The 18,257-nt window shown below is 71.2% G+C and carries 1 protein-coding gene (cut by a window edge); it reads left to right on the forward strand.

The features are described from left to right. Positions 1-18,257, forward strand: the 5' portion of a protein-coding gene (locus tag ACFV2O_RS13235) for a hypothetical protein (protein ID WP_379251989.1). Its footprint extends 13,495 nt past the window's final position; 18,257 of the gene's 31,752 nt are visible here — the first part of the coding sequence; the start codon lies at positions 1-3; its stop codon lies beyond the right edge, outside the window.

The following is an 18,257-nucleotide window of genomic DNA, read 5'->3' on the forward strand; positions in this document are numbered from 1 at the left end:
ATGGCCATCGAGCTGCCCGGCGCGCTGAAGTACCTCGAGCCGATCGTCGGCATGGAGTGGCCCGAGGGCAACGAGGATCAGATGTGGGCCTTGGGCGGGGACTGGCGGACCGCCGCGTCCGAGTTGCGCTCGGTCATCCCCGACATCGTGGCGGCCAAGAGCGCGTCGATGACCGCCTATCCCTCGGGCGACGGCTACGAGGAGATGGTCAAGGCCTTCGACAGCTTCCTGACATTCGGCGGCGGCAACCCGCAGGACGACCAGACGCTGTCGAAGCTGGCCGACTACTTCAAGGAGATCGGCGACTCCGCTTACGACGTCGGCACCGAGATCGAGTACGGCAAGCTGATGTACTGGTCGTCGCTGGCGTTGCTGGCGGGGGAACTGGCGGCGTCGTTCGCGTCCGGCCCGTTCAAGCCCGCGGTGGACGCGGCGGCGATCGCGGCCACCCGGATCGCGGTCCGCATCATCGGTCAGCGGTTGGTGCAGGCGGTGATCCAGCGCGTGGGCCGGATCGTGGCGAACCGGTTCGTGAGTTTCCTGCTCCGACACATCGCGATCGACACGATCCTCGGCACCATGCAGGAACTCGGCGTGCAGGCCTATCAGGTCGAGCAGGGGCACCGCAAGAACATCAACGTCGAACAGGTCGTCGTCACCGCCGTCAGCTCCGCGGCGGGCGGCGCCGCGGCGGGGCCGTTGGGCGAGAGACTCGGCCACGCGCTGACCCGGCGGTTCGGCCCGGAGTTCAATCCGTTCCTGCACGGCATCATCACCGGGACGACGGCGGGATTGGTCGGCGCGGGTGCGGGTTTCGTCGGCGCGACCGCGACGCAGTTCGGCTTCGATGTCGCGACCGACGGGTTGGACCAGGCGCTACAGAACCTGGGGAACACGCCGGTCGACTGGCGGATGTTCACCGCGGGCGCCTCCAACGGCGCGATGACCAGCGTCGCGAAGGTCGGTTCCGCGCACATGTGGAACAAGATGATGCCGACCACGATGAGTCGTCCCGACTTGGGAACCCGCCTGAACAATCTCTTCGCCGACGCGGGCGGGGCGCGGGTGGGCTACCGGCCCGACGGCGCGGGAACGACCGGCGCGGGCGACGGCAGTCTGGCTCCAGGCGCTGGGAACACTTCCGGTGCGTCGGACACGTCCGGGGCGACGAACGGTGCGGGCGCACCGCGCGCCGGAATGCCCGCGGCCGGCAATAGTTCATCGAACTCCGGCGGCACGGATACGTCGCGCGCCACCGCGTCCGGGGGAGATCGGGTTTCGAGCGCGGCCTCCGATGGCGCGAGGTCGGAGGGCAACGACGCCGGGCGGAGTGGTGAGCCCGGCACTCCGGCGCAGACCGGGGAGCAGGGCACGTCCGGCGAGCGCGCGTCGTCTGGAGAGCGCGCGTCGTCGGGGGAGCAGTCGTCGGCTGGTGAGCAGTCTTCGGCTGGTGAGCGGTCCACGTCGGGTGAACAGTCGTCGTCGGGTGAGCGGACTACGTCGGGCGAGCAGTCGTCGTCGGGTGAGCGGACTACGTCGGGTGAACAGTCGTCGTCGGGTGAGCGGTCCACGTCGGGCGAGCACTCGTCGTCGGGGGAACGGTCCACCGGTCAGCGGTCGGCGTCCGACACCGGCGCGGGGCTCGCCGACGAAGGAAGACAGGACCGCGGCGCCGGAGCCGGTCGGTCCGAAGAGCCGAATATCGCCGCGGGTCAGCATGATAGGGCTACCGAACCGGGGGTCGCCCAGCGCGGCACCGTCGACGGCGTGCAGAACACGGAGACGCGATCGGTATCGGACACGGCGCCGACGGGCGCGGCACCGGTCGTGGGCGCTCCGCTGACCGGCCACCCGGCGTCGCCACACGCCGGACCGAGTATCGCGAGCACGCCGCCGTCCACTGGTGTCGCGCCGGGCGCGACGCACGCGTCTCCTGCTTCGCCGGGATCGAGCGACGCACGGCCCGCGTCGTCCGCCGATTCGCGCGCCCAGGCCGCCAACCCGGACAGCAGGGCGGCCGCCGACAGGGGCCGGGCCGGTGTGGCCGATCGCGCCGCCGGTTCCGGTCGCGACGAGGCCGGGGTGCGTGCGGGCAAGGCCGACTCCGAGGCGCCGCGAGCCGAATCCAGGCGGGAGGCGGGCGCGACCCGTCAGGTCGGGGAGACGCGCCAGGACGGCGGGACGCGCCCGGCCGGAGAGACGCGTCAGGCGAATGCGGATCGACCGGGCGAGGCGTCGCGATCACGCGATACCTCGGAATCCGACGACGGCAGGCGCGATACCGCGGAACCGGTTGTGCTGCCGCTCGCCGGTGACGCAGGTGAGTCCAGACCGGCGCGCCGCCCCGGCGGGGATACCGATGGCCCGGCCCGCCGCCCGGGCGCGGATGCTGATGGCCCGGCCCGCCGCCGGAGTGCGGACACCGATGGCCAGGCTCGCCGGGACACCGACGAGACGACACGGAACGATCCGGATTCCGATGCGCAACCGGATCATCCGGAGAATCGCGGGGAGTGCGCCAGGCTGTCGCTCGCGGAACTCCAGGAGGCCACCGGTAGCGATACCATCCGGCCGCCGGACGAGCCGGTCGGCGAGCGCGGCATGTCCCTGCGTGAAATCGAGGAGGCCGCGGGCGGGCGTCTCTGGGACTACCCGGACGGCGGGCCGGACGAGTCTCGTCACCAGGGCATCGCCGACGAATTGCTGCGGATGGCGGCGGGGATGGACCCGCGCGATGTCGCCGAAGGCCGTGGACCGCGCGCCCTCGTGGTGGACGAATACACCGGTCCGGTCGACGAGCACGGGGTCGGCGCGCACGCCTACACCTTGACCGTGCGCATGCATCCGGACACCGGCGAGTTCCGCATCGAGGTGTCCGACCCGGGAGCGGAGAGCCGCAAGGGGTTCCCGCCGGACGTGCCGTCGGACCTCCGCTCGGTTTCGGCGATCCTGTTCGACGGTGCGGGAAAGGTGGTGCCGCCGAGCGGTTCCGACCCGCGGGTGCGACCGGCCGACGAACGGCCGATCTATGGTCCCGAGGGCGAGATCGCGGGTCGGCGCGATGGCGAGACGCCGAAGCAGTTCCGCGCGCGGTTGCGCGCCGAGATGGCCGACATGCACTCCAGGCGGGCCGCCGAGCAAGCGCGGCGGCTGCGTGACCTGATCGACCGAATCGATGAGGCGGATCTGCCCGAAGGGGTGACGAAACGCTCGCTGCGGATCAAGGCGGGACAGGCCGAATGGCATGCCCGCGAGTTCCGCAAGAACGCCGACACTTGGTGGCGGGTCGCCGGTGGGCGTCCCGCGGACGATGCCCCGATACCGCCGCGCTCGGCATCGAACCCGATGCCGGACCCGGCGCGCTCGCGCAACGACTCGAATGCATCTGACCCGGAGCGTCTTCCGCCGGGCAACCGCGACCCGGACGCCACTGACGAAGCGAATCGGCCATCCGATCCGGCGGGTCCGCCGCGCGACAGCGAGGGAGTGCCGGAACCGGGTGATCGGAAGGTGGCGCCGCTGGATCGTGGTGATGCGGAGGGCGACGGCGCGCGACCCACACGCGACCGCACTCCGGCGCTCGACGAGTCGCCCGACTTCCTCGGTGAATCCGACGACGCCGAGCACCGGTCGGAGCACGGCGACGACGATGTGCCAACCGGTATGTACCGCGACGCCGACGGGGTGCTGCACAAGTTCGGTGACCGGCCCGACTCCTACCGGGATCCGGACGGAACGTGGCATCACGAAGACGACGCCGCGGGCACCTACCGCGACGACAGCTTCCGGTTGCACGACGAGCTGACCAAGGAATATCTCAGCGATCCGCTGACGAACCGCCCCTACCGGTTCATGGCCGATCCCGGCGACAAGCAGCCGTACACCGTGGTCGACGCGAAGATCGCAGCCCAGATCGCGGAAACGGTCACCGAGCGGGCGACGGTGGAGGCGCAGCGCAACAAGGCCAATGACGCGGTCAAGCGGCACATGGCGGAGTTCGAGATCAAGAAGATCAGTGATCTGGCCGAGGAGAAGCTCCCCGGGCGCGTGGAGAAACTCGAGATCGAGATTCTCGAGTCCGACCTCTCCGACGAGGAGAAGCAGGCGAAGCTGGATCGCCTCGGCGAGATGGAGCGCAACGCCGCGGAGTTCAACCGGCTGGGTCCGTTGCTGGTGAAGGCGTCCAAGACGCTCGGCGAACTGGCGGGCAGGGCGTTCGGGCTCGACTCGGAAGCGCGGCCGGGGGCGATACTGCTGTCGCCGTTCGATGGCGCGATCGATGGCGCCGATACCGTCGACATAGCGGTGCTGGTTCCCGGCGCCGACGGTGGTCCGCCGAAACTGGTGGTGATCGAGGCCAAGGGTGTCCACTGGGACCTTGGGGGTTCGAAAGTAGCTGAAGCGCAACAGGGTTCGCCGGAGTATCTGCGCCGCACGGCCGCGATCGACAAGAACTTGCGGCGGATTCTGACCGAGACGCCCGAGGAGATGGCGGCGCGCGGCGTCGACCCGGACAGCGCTGCGGGGCGGGCGCTGTCGAAGGCGCGTGAGCAACTGCTGGAGGCGCACCGGAACGGGACGCTGGAGGTCGAGTACCACCTGGTGCACGCCACCAAGAATGGCGTTGTCACCTCGCGCGAGTTCAACCTTCATCGGGACGGCGCGCTGGTGCGGGTCGATGTCATCGGCGGCATCGAATCGCCCGCGCTGGCGCGAACACCGGCTCGAGCGCCGCTCGCCGACGCCTCGGTACCTGATGCCGACGCTCCGGTACGCGATACCGGCACCTCGGCGCGCGACACCGGCACTCCGGCGCGGGACGCCGACGATTCGTCGGTCCCTCCGCAGGACGGCGACAGCGACGTGGCCACCGCCCGCGATGCGGAGCTGCTCGGCGTTCCGGGCGAGGACGAATGGTCGCACCTGAGTCCGGAGGAGGTCGGCGAGCGGCTGCAGGAGCACCTGCGCGACGCCATGCGGAATCCCGACTTCGAAGTCTTCGGGTTCGACCTCGACGGTCTGAACCCCGAGGTGGTGCGGGAATACGCCAGGGCAATGGTCGATCTGGTCGATCGGTTCCCGTCCGCCGACCTGCGCAGCATCGGTATCGGCGGGCTGCCGCCCGAGGTGATCGGCATGGCGCAGCCACGGCTGGACGCGTCCGGCCGCATGTTCACCGAATCGATCGTCCTCAGTTACGACCACGCGACCGGTGCGCAGACCTTCCGGGACCGGATGCGGATCGGTGTGGACAACGGCCGGTTCTCCGCGGAAGTTCTGGGCCGTCCGGTCCGTGCCGTCGTGGCGCACGAATACGGGCACGCGCTCGACCACGCGAGCCAGCAGAGCGCACGCCATCGCGCCGAGGAACACCTGTACGAGCGCTATCTCGACGACGACACCCGCGACCCCGGTCTCGCTTTCGAGGATTGGCTGCACCAGCTCAGCGGCCACAGCTTCGACCGCGACGGCAACCTGCGGCCGGAAGAGGCGCTGCCCGAGGCGTTCGCCGATCACGTGCTCCGTGGCGACGACGAACCGGTCAGCGCGCCCGCCCGAGCACTGCACGACCTGCTGACCCGGCTGGCCGCCGAGCCGCCGGAGAACAGCGACGCGCCGCTCTCGCTCGACGCCGACCACATCGACCTTCCGAACGACGGTTCGCGAGCGCGTGACCCCGACGACTCGTTCGGTCGCGACGGGGACGTCCTGTTCGAGGGCGACCTGCCGGAGGACGGGACGCCGCTGTATCGCGGCATCCCCCGGTTGCTGCCCGACGGGTCGGTGAATCCGTCGTATCGCGAGGCGATTTCGGGACGCGCGGTGCCACGCGGAACCGTGGACTTGTCCGCCGAAGAGCACATCTCCCAGCGCCGCGCCGCCGAGAGCGACACCACGTCGTGGTCGCGTACGCGCAGTGCCGCCGAGGCATTCGCCAACGGCGACGGGGTGATCCTGGAATGGCGGACCGGGGCGCCGCCGGAGGGCGCGTCCTGGAAGTACAAGCCGATCTTCGATCTGCCGGACCAGTTCTCCCAGGTGCTGATCCAGGGGACGCTGCACGACGCGCGCGCGACCAGGTTCGTCGCCGCGGACGCGCATCCCGATCTCGCGGTCGGGGAGCACCCGGGGCAACCGGCGGGCGACCCGACGCCGCCACGCCCGCCGGATGACGAGCCTGCGGCGCATGCTCTCGACACCGAACTGCTCGGCGCACCGACCGATGACGAATGGTCGCGCCTGAGCCCGGCGGAGGTCGGCGAGAAACTACGCGATGACCTGCGCCGGATGACGGAGAACCCGCAGTTCGAGGTGTTCGGCTTCGACCGCGACGGTCTCAACCCGGAGGCGGTGCGCGAGATCGCCCGCGCGATGGTCGACCTGCACTCGCGCTTCCCGCAGGTCGACATCCGCCGCATCGGCATCGGCGACTTGCCGGACAAGGCGATCGCGGAGGCGCATTCCGGGTACGAGGACGGGCACCACTACACCGAGTCGATCACGGTGAGCCCGAAATACGTCGCGAGCGCGCGGGACCTGCGGCAGACGATGACCGACCGGGTCGGCGACGGGTTGTACGACCGGGCGGTGCTGCGGCGGCCCGCGTATTCGATCGCCGTGCACGAGTTCGGGCACGCGCTGGAATTCGCGGGTGACAACGCCGCCAGGCGCGGAGCCGAGGACCAGCTGCTCGACCACTACATGGACAACCATCCGGACAACCGGACGATGGACGGCTTCACGGAATGGTTGCGCGACAACCTCAGCGGCTACAGCCTGACGTCCCAAGGGATCGAACCGTCGGAGGCGATGGCCGAGGCGTTGGTCCAGGTGGTCGCCCACGGCCGCGACAACGTGGCCGAGCCGGTCCGGATGCTGTACGACCGGTTGATCGATGCGGTCGAGGGCGATGCGAAGCTGCTCGGTGCGCCGTTCGACGACGAGTGGTCGCGGCTGGGTCCGGCGGAGGTCGGGGAGAAGCTGCGCGACACGATGCGGCGGATCACGGGCAATGCCGAGTTCGAGGTGACGGGCTTCGACCGGGCCGGCCTCAACGGGGAGGTGCTGCGGGAATACGCCCGGTCGATGGTCGAGATGTTCGAGCGGAACCCGCAGGCGAACCTGCGCCGAATCGTCGTCGGCGAGCTGCCGCGCGGCGTCTTCGCCGAAACCGGGCAGTTGATCGAGCACGGCACCCGGCGGGTGTACGCGGACGACCTGCTGATCAACGAGCGCTATGCCGCGAGCGCGACGGAGTTCCGGAAGGCCGTCGAAGAGAGCGTCGAATCGGGATGGTTGCATTCGAGCGCCACCCGCAGGCCCGTCCATGCGCTGGCGGTCCACGAGTTCGGCCACATCCTCGACATCAGCAGCGGTGGCTACGCCCGGCGCAAGCTCGACGCCGCGTTGCTGAACCACTACATGTCCAAGCAGCTGGGCGAACCGACGACCGAGGGCTACCTGGCGTGGCTGAAGGACAACCTCAGCGGATACAGCTTCGACAAGACCGGGCAGCTCAACCCGGCGGAGGCGCTGGCCGAGGCGTTCGCCGAAGTGCAGTCGCGTGGCCTGTTCCAGGTCAGCGAGCCAACGCGGGTGGCCTACAGCCTGCTGCACGAAGCGGTCGACCGCGGTGGCCGCCGCGGGTGGCTCGGCCGGTTCATGGACGGGCTGCGGCTGGAGCGGTTCATCTCGGGCGATGAGCCGGGCGGGTTCGAACGCGACGCCGTCGAAGCGCCGCAGAACTCCGAGCGACACGCGGTTCGGGCAGAGGACCCCCGGGACGGGGACGAGCCGCGCCGCCGAACCGATGCACAGCCCGCCGACCTCACCGAACCCGTCACCGCCGGTAGCGACGAGAACGGCGCGCGTGATCTGGTCCGCCCGGACGAGGCGCAACCGGCAGGCTGGCACCATCGCCCGACCGATGTGGCCGCGACGGAAGTACGTGAAGTGCTGGTGCGCAGCGAGATCGGCAGGCAAGCGCTCACCCGGCTGCGCGACCTCGGCGCCGCCATCCGGTTCGAGGAACCCGGCGACGGTCCCGGACAGCCGGACGGGTTCGACGGGCGGACGATGGAAGTGTTCGTCGGCACCCGTGGCCGCGACCAGCTGGCGCAGGCGGCGGCGGTCGTGCGGGCGGCGGAGCTGGCCGGTGCGGTCGCCGAGGGCAGACTCGAGGTGAACCCGGCCCGGATCCGCGCGCTGGACCGCGCCGATCACGTCGCCGCGCGGGTGCGGGTGGAGGCCGAAGCGCTCGGCCGCCAAGCCGAATTCCACCGGGAGATGCGCGAGGCCGGTTACGACCCGTACGGCGGGCCGGTGCGCGATGTGATCGATGCCGCGCAGCGCAGCGCGCTGGAATCGGCCTATCTGGATGTCTTCCACCGGGCCGTCGAGCCGGATGGCCTCGTGGACGACCCGGCGCGCCGGGCGATCCGGGATGCGGAGGCGGCTCGGCTTACCGCCCGGCGTGACGCCGCGGCCGCGGCGGTCGACGCGGCGCGGGCGCTGCGTGCGGAGGCGGCTCGCGGCCTGGCGGACGACGGGCAACTGAGCACTCGCGTCGCACTGGCCGACACCATGGAGCAGTTGCACGGCCGGACGATCCGGATCGACCAGGCGAGCGCCTGGCGAGACCGGTTGTCGGAACTGGAGCGGGCGTCGCTGCGGGTGATCGATCTCGAGGAGGTGCGCAACCGCGCCGACGCGGACCTGCGTCAGGTGCTGGACCTGGATGCCAGGGAACCGCGATCGGATTCGGGCGTGGACAGCGAGCGACGGCGCGCGGCGGGCGTGGCCGAGTTGCTGGCCGATCCGCGATTCGACGCACCGGAGGATCCACGCAAGGGCGTCAGCGGACGGCACGAGGCGGGCGAGGAGTGGGACGCCGCGCACCGCTCACCCGAGGGGGCGGCGGAATACGCTCCCTCCGATCTCGCGACGGCCCGCGAACTGGATCGGCTCCAGCGGACGGAGGCGGCGGCCAGGCGCGAGCTGGCGCGCATCGAGGCGGATTGGGATCGCGCGTTCCGGCGGCTGCAGGACGGATTCAACCTTCCCGACGACGAGATCCCGTCCACCCGGCAGGAGAAGTTCGACCTGGTCCGGGAACGGTCCGAGCGTATCGACATCTGGAATGGCACCAGCTACGTGCTGCTGCTCGCGGATCTGACCGCGCAGCACACGCGGGCGACCACGGAGCATGCCCGCGTACTGGGCGAGATCACCGACATCGTGCGGCGGGACCTGTCCGACCGCGCCGCCCTGGCCGGAGAACCGCCACCCACCGACATCCGGGTGCACCTCGACGAATCCGGTGACCTGCACGTCCTCCGAGACGCCGCCGACGCGCCCGCGCCGGCCGATCCGCCCCGGCACCGGGTGGACGAGGGGACGCACCAGCGGACGATCACCGAGCACGCGGCCGCATTGCGGAACGAGGCACTGGTCGAACTCAGCGGCAGTCGACAGGGCAGATGGGCGGCGGCCGTGCTCGAGCGGCTCGGGGTGGACATCCGGTTCAGCGCCGAGTCCGAGGCGAGCATCCGTCGCATGGACAGCGGCCGCTACGGACTGCGGCCGGACGCGGGCTACAACCCGGTCACCAATACCGTCGTGCTGGAATCCGACGCCGGATCTCGGCGGCACGCAGCGGAATTGGTGCGCGCGGCGCGGCTGGCCGAGCAAGTGAACGAGGCAGCGGGCGAACCGCTGGCGCGGCTGACGCTCTCCCGCGACGAATACGTCGACCTGATGCTGGACCGGATGGCCGAGGCGTACGCCCTGATGTACGCGGGCAACGCCGACGACACCGGCATGATCGATCCGAACCGGATCGGCGTCGACGACCTGGAACGCGCCTACGGCAAGGCCTACGACGACGCGCTGCGGTACGCCGAGAAGACGTACTGGAAGTCCGGCGTCGTCCGGTCCTTCCCGCTATACCACCGGGCCGCCTTCCGCGCCGGTGTGCGCGCCGTGCGTGAGCACCTGAACCACCTCGGGCCGCACGTCGACTGGCGCGACTACGGCGATCACTTCGGGGCGGCATGGGATCGGGCGCACGGCATCGCGCCGACCGAACGCGTCGTCGATGCCGACGCGCAGGCGCGCGACAGCCGTGCCAGGGTCGGGGAGCGCGCCACGCATGTCGCGCTGGAGATCGAAAGCCTGCGCATGCTGCGCGATCTGGGCGAATACGTCCCGGTAAGCCCGGCCGAACGCGCGTACACCGAGGCCTACGACAAGGCGTACCCCAAGGCGGAGAAGGCGCATCGCCGCAACCCCGAGGCTCCGCCGCCGGAGCAGGCCGCCCACCGGGCGGGACGCGAGGCGGTACGGCGCTATCTCGACCGGGTCGGCTTGGACCGGGCCGAGATCGCCCTCGACGTCGTCCGCGCGGCGGGCAACGAGGACGAGTCGCGGTGGGGTCATCCGCAGGCGCGCGAGGACGGGATCGCGCCGCGCTCCGAAGACCCCGCGACGCGCGAGATCGGGCGCGACGACGACGCCGAACTCGCCCGGCGCGTTCTGGATCAGGAATTCGACGGTGAGCCGCATCCGGAGCGGCTCACCGATCGCGTCGCGCGCTACCCGGCCGATTCCGAGCCGGGGAGGCGGCCGCGCCTGGTGGTCGTCGCAGAACCCGGACAGCACATCGACGCCCTGCGCGAACTGGCGGCGACCCACCCGGAACTCGCCGACGTGCTCTGGGACCGGTCGCACTATCTCGACTACCGCGAGGCGGTGCGCGGGGCAGGCGGCCTGCCGACCATGCACCACATCACCGTCACGGCGGCGGAGGGGCCGTACCGTCACCCCAGCAGGACCGAAGCGCTCACGGAGATGCTGGCGCACTATCTGCGCTACCGGGCGGAGGGCCGCACGCATCTCGGGTTCGAGGAGTGGCTGAGACAACTCGGACCCGACGCGTTCTACACCGCCGAAGACGCCGAGAAGGCCCGCGGTACCAGCCGCCAGGGTTTCCACGTGCCGGGCAGGCTGACCGAGGGCTTCCACGAGGCGGGGCACCGCACCGCTGCCGCCGCCGATCCGCCGTTGACGCCGCCGCATCCGGCCGAGGTAGCGCACCGGTTGTACACCCGCCGGATAGCGCTGCCCAGCGACTCGGGAATACCACGCCCGTCGCATCACGAACTGGAAATCTTCCGAGTCGGGTCGACGGTGCTGAGCATCCACCTGGAACCCGACGGCAACGGCGGCTGGCGGGTGCCCGCTCCGCTGTCGAACCGATCGGAATCCGATGTTCTGTCCACGCATCTGCGGGGCCTGTCCGCGCCCGACCGGAAGAAGCTGGTCGCGCGGATCATCGAGCTGCTCGGCGACGGCTCCACCGACTTGGCGGATCGCGCCGCGCCGCGCGGCAGGTTCGGCCGGTTCATCGATCGGTTGACGCCGGGCAGGGCGAGCACGCCGGAAGGCGAACAGCCGCACCGCGTCGAGCGGTCCGGGAATGACGATCCGCACGTCGATCGGGACCGCATGGCGGACGAGTCCCCGCGCGGTTCCCATCCGCCCGAGGACATCGCGGCGGACGCGCCCGATACGGAGGTGCTCGGCGCCGCGACCGCGGACGAGTGGTCGCAGCTGAGTCCGCACGAGGTCGGCGAGCTGTTGCGGGACCGGCTGCGCGAGGCCACGGGCAACCCAGGGTTCGAGGTGCTCGGGTTCGACCGGCCGGGCCTGAACCCCGAGGTGGTGCGCGAATACGCCAGGGCCGTGGTCGAAATGCACCAGCGGTTCCCGCACGTCGACCTGCGCGGCGTCGGCATCGGCGAGTTGAAGCGGGGCGAGCTCGGGTGGGCCGACGGTCAGATCGACGACGTCACCAAGAAGGTCTTCACCAGAGCGATCGTCCTCAGTCACGAGCACGCTACGAGCGCACGCGACTTCCGTGCGGCGGTGCACAACGCCGTAGGCAACGACCAACTGAAGCCGATGATGTTGCGGCGGCCCGTTTTCGCCGTCGCGGTGCACGAATACGGTCACGTGCTCGACCACGCCGGTGGTCTCGCCGCGCGGATGCGGGCGGAGCGCCATCTGCTCGAGCTGGCCGCCGCGGACCCCGACGGTGATTTCGGCGAGTGGCTGCGGGAACTCAGCGGGTACAGCCTCGACGAGGACGGCCTGCTCGACGATCACGAGGCGGTGGCCGAAGCTTTCGCCGAAGTCGTGCTGCGCGACCACTTCGGCGATCTCGGCCCGGCGAGCAAACCCGTACGCGCGCTGCACGATCTGTTGCTGCACCACGCGGAGCAGGGCGGAATCGGCCGTGCCGTCGACGCGCCGACGAACGACCGCCTGGTTCTCGACACCCACGACGACCAGGTCCGCGCCCTGCTCCGGCAGACCGACTACGGCAAACAGATTCTGGCGAGCTTGGACAGCGGCCCGATCCGCACCGGCTACGAAGACACCGCGCCGGACGGGCGGACCGGCGAGTTCCGGCGTCGCGAACTGTCGGCGCTCGCGTTCACCGCGGGCAATTCGCACGTGCGCCAGGCGCTGGCTCTGGCGCACGAATCGCTGCACGCGCAACGTCATCTCCAGCGCACCACGGCGAACACACCCGAGCGCATCCGCGCGATGTCGCGCGATGAATTCGTCGACGCGATGGTCGACGAGGAAGCCGCCGCCAGCGGCAGGCACCTCCGGCTCGCGGCCGAACTGCGCGCGCTCGGCTACGAGATCGCCGAACATCCGCTCGAAGAGCACTACCGGGCAGCGTTCGACCGCGAGCTGTCCCGGCGGCGCTGGGACAACGCGGGAACCCGCACCGAGGCCCACGATCTCGGCGTCGCGGCGCTGCGCGAGCCGCTGCGCCGGACGGAATGGAACAACGGGCGCAACTACGCCGACTACTACGGAAACATCTGGGACGAGGCCAATGTCGGTCGCGACGGCGCAGCGGAGGCGGGCAGGCACCATCCGTTCTCGCCGACCACCGCGGCCGAACTGTGGCACGGCGCGCTGACCCGCCAGGACGCCAGGCTGCGGGCGCGGGAGGCCGCCGCGGAATTCGCCCGCCGGGCGGAGGCGCTCTTCGGCACCCGCGACGTCTCCCGATCGACGATCGATCGGGCGCTGCGGGAGGCGGAGGACGCGGCCACCCGGTCGGACCACGATGCCGAATCGCTGCGCAGGCAGCACGATCTGCGTGTGCTGAGCGACGCGGCGGATCTGCGGGACCAGGCCGGCACCCGGCTCGAAGGGCAACAGCACAGTCTCGCCGCATCGGCCGCGCGGGGCGTGCTCGGCGCGGCCATCCGCGGTGAGTCGGGCGCCCGGGTGCTCACCGATCACGTCGCTCATGTGCCGGGCGAGCCGGACCGGCTGGTGATCGCCGCGGAAGCCGGTGACCACGAGCGAGTCATGCGGGAAGCCGAGCGCGACCCGTTCGCGGCCGCGCTGCTCGGCCGCGACGATGTCGACCGCCGGTTCCTCGAAGTGGAGATCGACGACTTCGGCCGCGTGCGCGTCCGATCCGTCGACGAGCCAGGGCCGATCGCGCCGAGCGACCCGGTCGGTGCGGTCACGCCGCGCGATCTCGCCGGGACCGCGGCAGCGGAGCGGACCGCCCGTCTCCGTGCGGAACTGGCCCGGACCGAGATCGGCAGGCAGATCGATCGGGCGCTGACCGAGCACAAGGTGCGGGTCGAGTACGAATCGGGCGCGCCGGATCGCTACTACCCCGCGCAACGGCGATTGGTTCTCGATCCGGGCCTGACCGACACCCAGCAGATACTCGCCCTGGTGCGCGGCGGCACGCTCGCCGATCTGGCCCACGCGCCGGACATGCCCGACGCCGCCCGGCTCCGGACGCAGTCGTCGCGCCGCGCGTACGTCGGCGCGATGCTCGACCTGGAGACGGCCGCGCGCATCATGCAATTCGCGGCGATCGGCGAACTGCGCGCGGCGCGGCACGAGATCCCCGAGACCGAACTCGAGCGGGTGTACATCCAGGCGTACGACGCCGCGCACGCGGCCGCGCGGGCGGCGGAGCCGAACGCCTGGCCCGAGGATCTGCAGGACAAGGCCCGCGAGGCCGCGTTCGAGGCGCTGCGCCCGCTGATGGACGCCGAGACCGTCGGCCCGGACCGGACCCACGCCGATTTCTACGGCGACGCCTGGGACGCCGCGCACGGCACCCGCTCGTTCGACCAGGTCGTGGCGGATGCGCTGGCTTCCGGCGAGATCGGCGCGACGATACTGCGCGAGGGCGATTCGGCGCACAGCGCCCGGAGCGTCGAGTTGGTCCGGTTCGCCAACGGCACCGAACTGATCCGCAAGATCGTCGTCAATCCGCGGCACGCCGTCGCCGAGGTACTCACCGGGGCGCTCGGCCGGGCCGTCGACGCCCCCGTGCCCGAGTCGGTACTGCACGAGCCCAACGTCGTCTACCAGCAGGTGATGCCAGGTGAACCGGCCGGGGACCGGCACCGCGATTTCGCCGATCCGCACGAACTCGGCTACGCCGATTCGATTCCCGGCCGCGCCCTCGGCCTGCTCGACACCGTGGTCCGGCCCCCGGACCGGGATCGTTTCGGCTGGCTCGCCGGGCCGGACCGGCAACTCGCGGGCATCGACCACAGCCGCGCCTTCGAGAACAGCGCCGAGGCCCGCGACGCGGTGAGCCCGTTCGCCGAAGGATTCCTCGCCCGCGACGCCGACGGAAGCGTCCGCTACCGCGACAACGAGCTGACCCGCGAGGCCGTCGACATCCTCATCGAACGGGTCGCCGCGCTGCGGCCGCAGTTCGAGCGCTACGGCCGCACCGACTGGCACGACCTGGCCATGCAGCGGCTGGCGCGGGTACGCGAGCACGCGCGCGACATCGCCCCTGTGCCGCCGCCCGACGCCATCACGCCGGTCGGCGACGACCACACCGTGGTCCGCGAATACGACCGACGCAACACCTGGCTCTACCCCAACGGCAAAGGCGGCATCCACGTCACCGTCGACACCGAGGGGGTGCTGCGCGTCCATATACAGCCCGCCACCAGACCGGCCGACGGCGCGGGCCTTTTCCGCAGCGCGATGTCCGAATTCGGGCACCTGGTGACCGAGATCCGGGGCGAATGGCACCGGGACGGTGGCCCGGGCCACGACCCGGACCTCTACCGGACGCCAGAGGAAACGATGCGCGACTCCCTCCTCGGCGAGCTGGCGGCCGAGCACGGCTTCACCGAAATACGTGTCGAAGCAGGCGATCCCGCGCCGACAGTGCGTTTCAGCGAGCCGGAGTTCGCCGACGCGGACACGCACTCGACGCCGGACGCCACCGGATCGCGCGAGCGGGTCGACGACAACCAGCGGGAACCGGCGGCGGACGACGCGGCCGACCAGCCGGAGCGCGCCGACAGCGAAGTCCGCGCCGACGACCTGTGGCAGCTGAGCCGGGTCGACGCCGAATCGGCCCAAGTGTGGCAGGTGCTCGAAGAGTCCGCCGTCGGTCGCGAGGCGGCGGAACTGCTCCGCGCGGAGGGCGCCCGGGTGCGGTTCGCCGACCTCGGCGACGAGATCGGCGCGGCCGACGCCTTCGACCGCCGCACCATGGACATCCGGCTCGACACCCATGACCGCGGACAGGTGGAGCTGGCCGGCGAACTCGTGCGTGTGGCCGCGCTGACCGAGGCGATCCGGGCAGGGCAGGTGGAGGTCACGCCGTCCCGGATCCGGGGCATGTCACGGGAGGACTACGTCACGGCGCAATTGCGCGCCGATGCCGTCGCGACCGGCAGGCAGGCGGAATTCCTGCGCGAACTGGAGAACGCCGGGTATCCCGGCCGGCCCACCGCGCTGGCGCCGGTCGAGGTCGAGTACCAGCGCGCGGTACGCAGGCAGTACCTCGACGCCTACGACGCGGCCGTGGCCCGGGCGCAAGAGGCCGACCCGGCGATGGATGCCGACCGGTTGCGCGAACGGGGACGGGAGGCGGGCGTCGAGGCGCTGCTCGCCGGTGACCTGTTCGACCCGCCGTGGTTCGCCGAGGAGAGCGCCAGTGCCCGCAGCACGCACGGCCGGGACTGGGACGCCGCCCAGCACCACGAGCGCTCGGCCGCTGAATACCGGCCGGCGACAGCGGAGGCCGCGCGCGAGACGCAGGACCTCGTGCGCAGGCACGCGGCTCACACCAGGGAGATCGGCCGCATCGACGCGATGTGGGATGAACTGGTACGCAAGCTCGACGGATTCGATCCCGAGCACAACGCGCTCGACCGCAGCGCGCTGGCACAGGATCGGGCGGATGTGCTCGCCCACCTGCGCGAACTCGCCCGCACGCGGCGCGAACTCGGCGACGACCAGCTGGCCGACTTCGACGCTCAGCTGCGGATCCTCAGCGAACTCGCCGCCGATCGCGTGCGCGCGGTCGCGGCCCGGGACGACGTCGCCCTCGAACTCGCGGCGCGAGTCGGGCACGACCTGATGGATCGGCAGGTTCGCGAGGCCGGTGGCAGCTGGCTCACCGACCGGGTGGCGTGGCTGCCCGGACGGCCGCCGAAGGTGTTCGTCGCGGAGACCGGCGACCGGTTCACCCGGGTGACCGGCGACGAGGCGCCCGACACGTCACTGCGGCACACCCTGGTGGTGGAGGATGTCGTCGCGGACCGGGTGTGGGTGGACGTCGACGACTCCGGCGCGGTGCGGTTGCGGCACGAGCAGACCGATCCTTCCGCGGTCCGGTCCGGGGACGACGGCCACTGGATGCGCGAGCGGACGCCGAATCCGCCCGACGATGTCGCTCGATCGGAGCGGCCCGCGGCCGAGGAGCCGGTACCGGCCGACCACCTGGCCAACCGGCTCGACCGCGTGATGCGCGAGCTGGACGGCGACAACCTGCGCGTCTACCAGAACATGCGCGGCGAGCGGGTGCGCGGCGACGGCAATTCCGTCGGCCGGTGGGCCATGAGCACCGTCGACCGGCTCGGCGTCGATATCCGGTTCACGTTCGACGACCCACCGGCCGCGCGTGACGGCAGGCAGCAGCTGCGGTCCGACAGCGGCTACGTCCCGTCGGCCGACAGCATTGTGCTGCACCTGAATTCGTCGGCGCTCGAGCTCGCCGAAGCGTGGGTGCACGCCGCCACCATGGCCGAGCAGACGCGGGTGGGCGACGGTCCGCTGGAACGGCTCACGCTGTCGCGTGACGAGTACGTCGGCACGATGCTCGACCGCCAGGCCGAGGCGCACGCCAGGGCCTTCGAGTTCGCCCGGGTCCGCGAGGAACGCGCGAAGTACCAGAGCGAGCGGGAACGCACCCCGGACGAACCGCGCACCGTCGAACACGACGACCGACTGCGCGAGACGTTCGACGAGGCACGCAAGAAGGCACGCAAGATCGCCGCACGCGCGTATCGCGACAACTCGTCGGTCCGGCCATCGATGCTCGACGCGGCGGCCTACCGGGCGGCGGTGCGCGAGGTGCGCGCCGCGCTGGTCGAACGCGGACCGCTGATCGACGGCGTCGACTACGCCACGCACTACGCCGCGGAATGGGACCGGGCCAACGGATTCACCGCCGCCGACCTCGACCACGCGCCCAGCCCGCACAAGGCGGACTCGCCCGAACTTCGGCGGATGCGCACCGGTGACTTCGCTGTCGAGATCGAAACCCTGCGCGTGCTGCGGGAATCGGGACGCTTCGTGCCCGTCGGCCCCGCCGAGACCGCCTACACGCAGGCCTACGATCGGGCCTACCGGAAGGCGTCGCACGCCGACGACGGCGTGCCGCCCGAGCGTCGCGCGCTGGACGCCGGGCTGACGGCGCTGCGCAAGTACGTCGACAAGGTGGGGCTGCCCGAGGCCGAGATCACGATGGAAGTCGCCCGTTCCGCCGCGGACAACCACGGCCGCTACCAGCCGTGGCCGATGGCCGATGATGCGGCGGAGCCGGCGCGGCACGCTCCCGTCGAGGCCGACGACTCGGCGGTGGCGCGGCGCACGGTCAACGCCCTGCTCGACCGGGATCCCGCCGGTGTCCGCCTGACCGAACGCATCGCGCTGTTCACCGGTGAGCGGGGTGTGCACCGCCTGGTCATCGTGGCGCAGCCCGGCGGGCATATCGACGCGTTGCGTGAACTGGCGGTGCGGAATTCGGCATATGCCGAGGTGTTGTGGAGCGGAACGCATCGCCTCGACTACCTCGCCGTCTCGCCGGACGACGGGGGCACCCGCTGGCTGCCCGCGGGGGTGGCGGAGGGGCCGTATCGCGCGCCCGACCGCTACGAGACGAT

Origin of the sequence: Nocardia sp. NPDC059691 (genome assembly GCF_042733915.1) — a bacterium.
GTDB lineage: Bacteria > Actinomycetota > Actinomycetes > Mycobacteriales > Mycobacteriaceae > Nocardia > Nocardia sichangensis.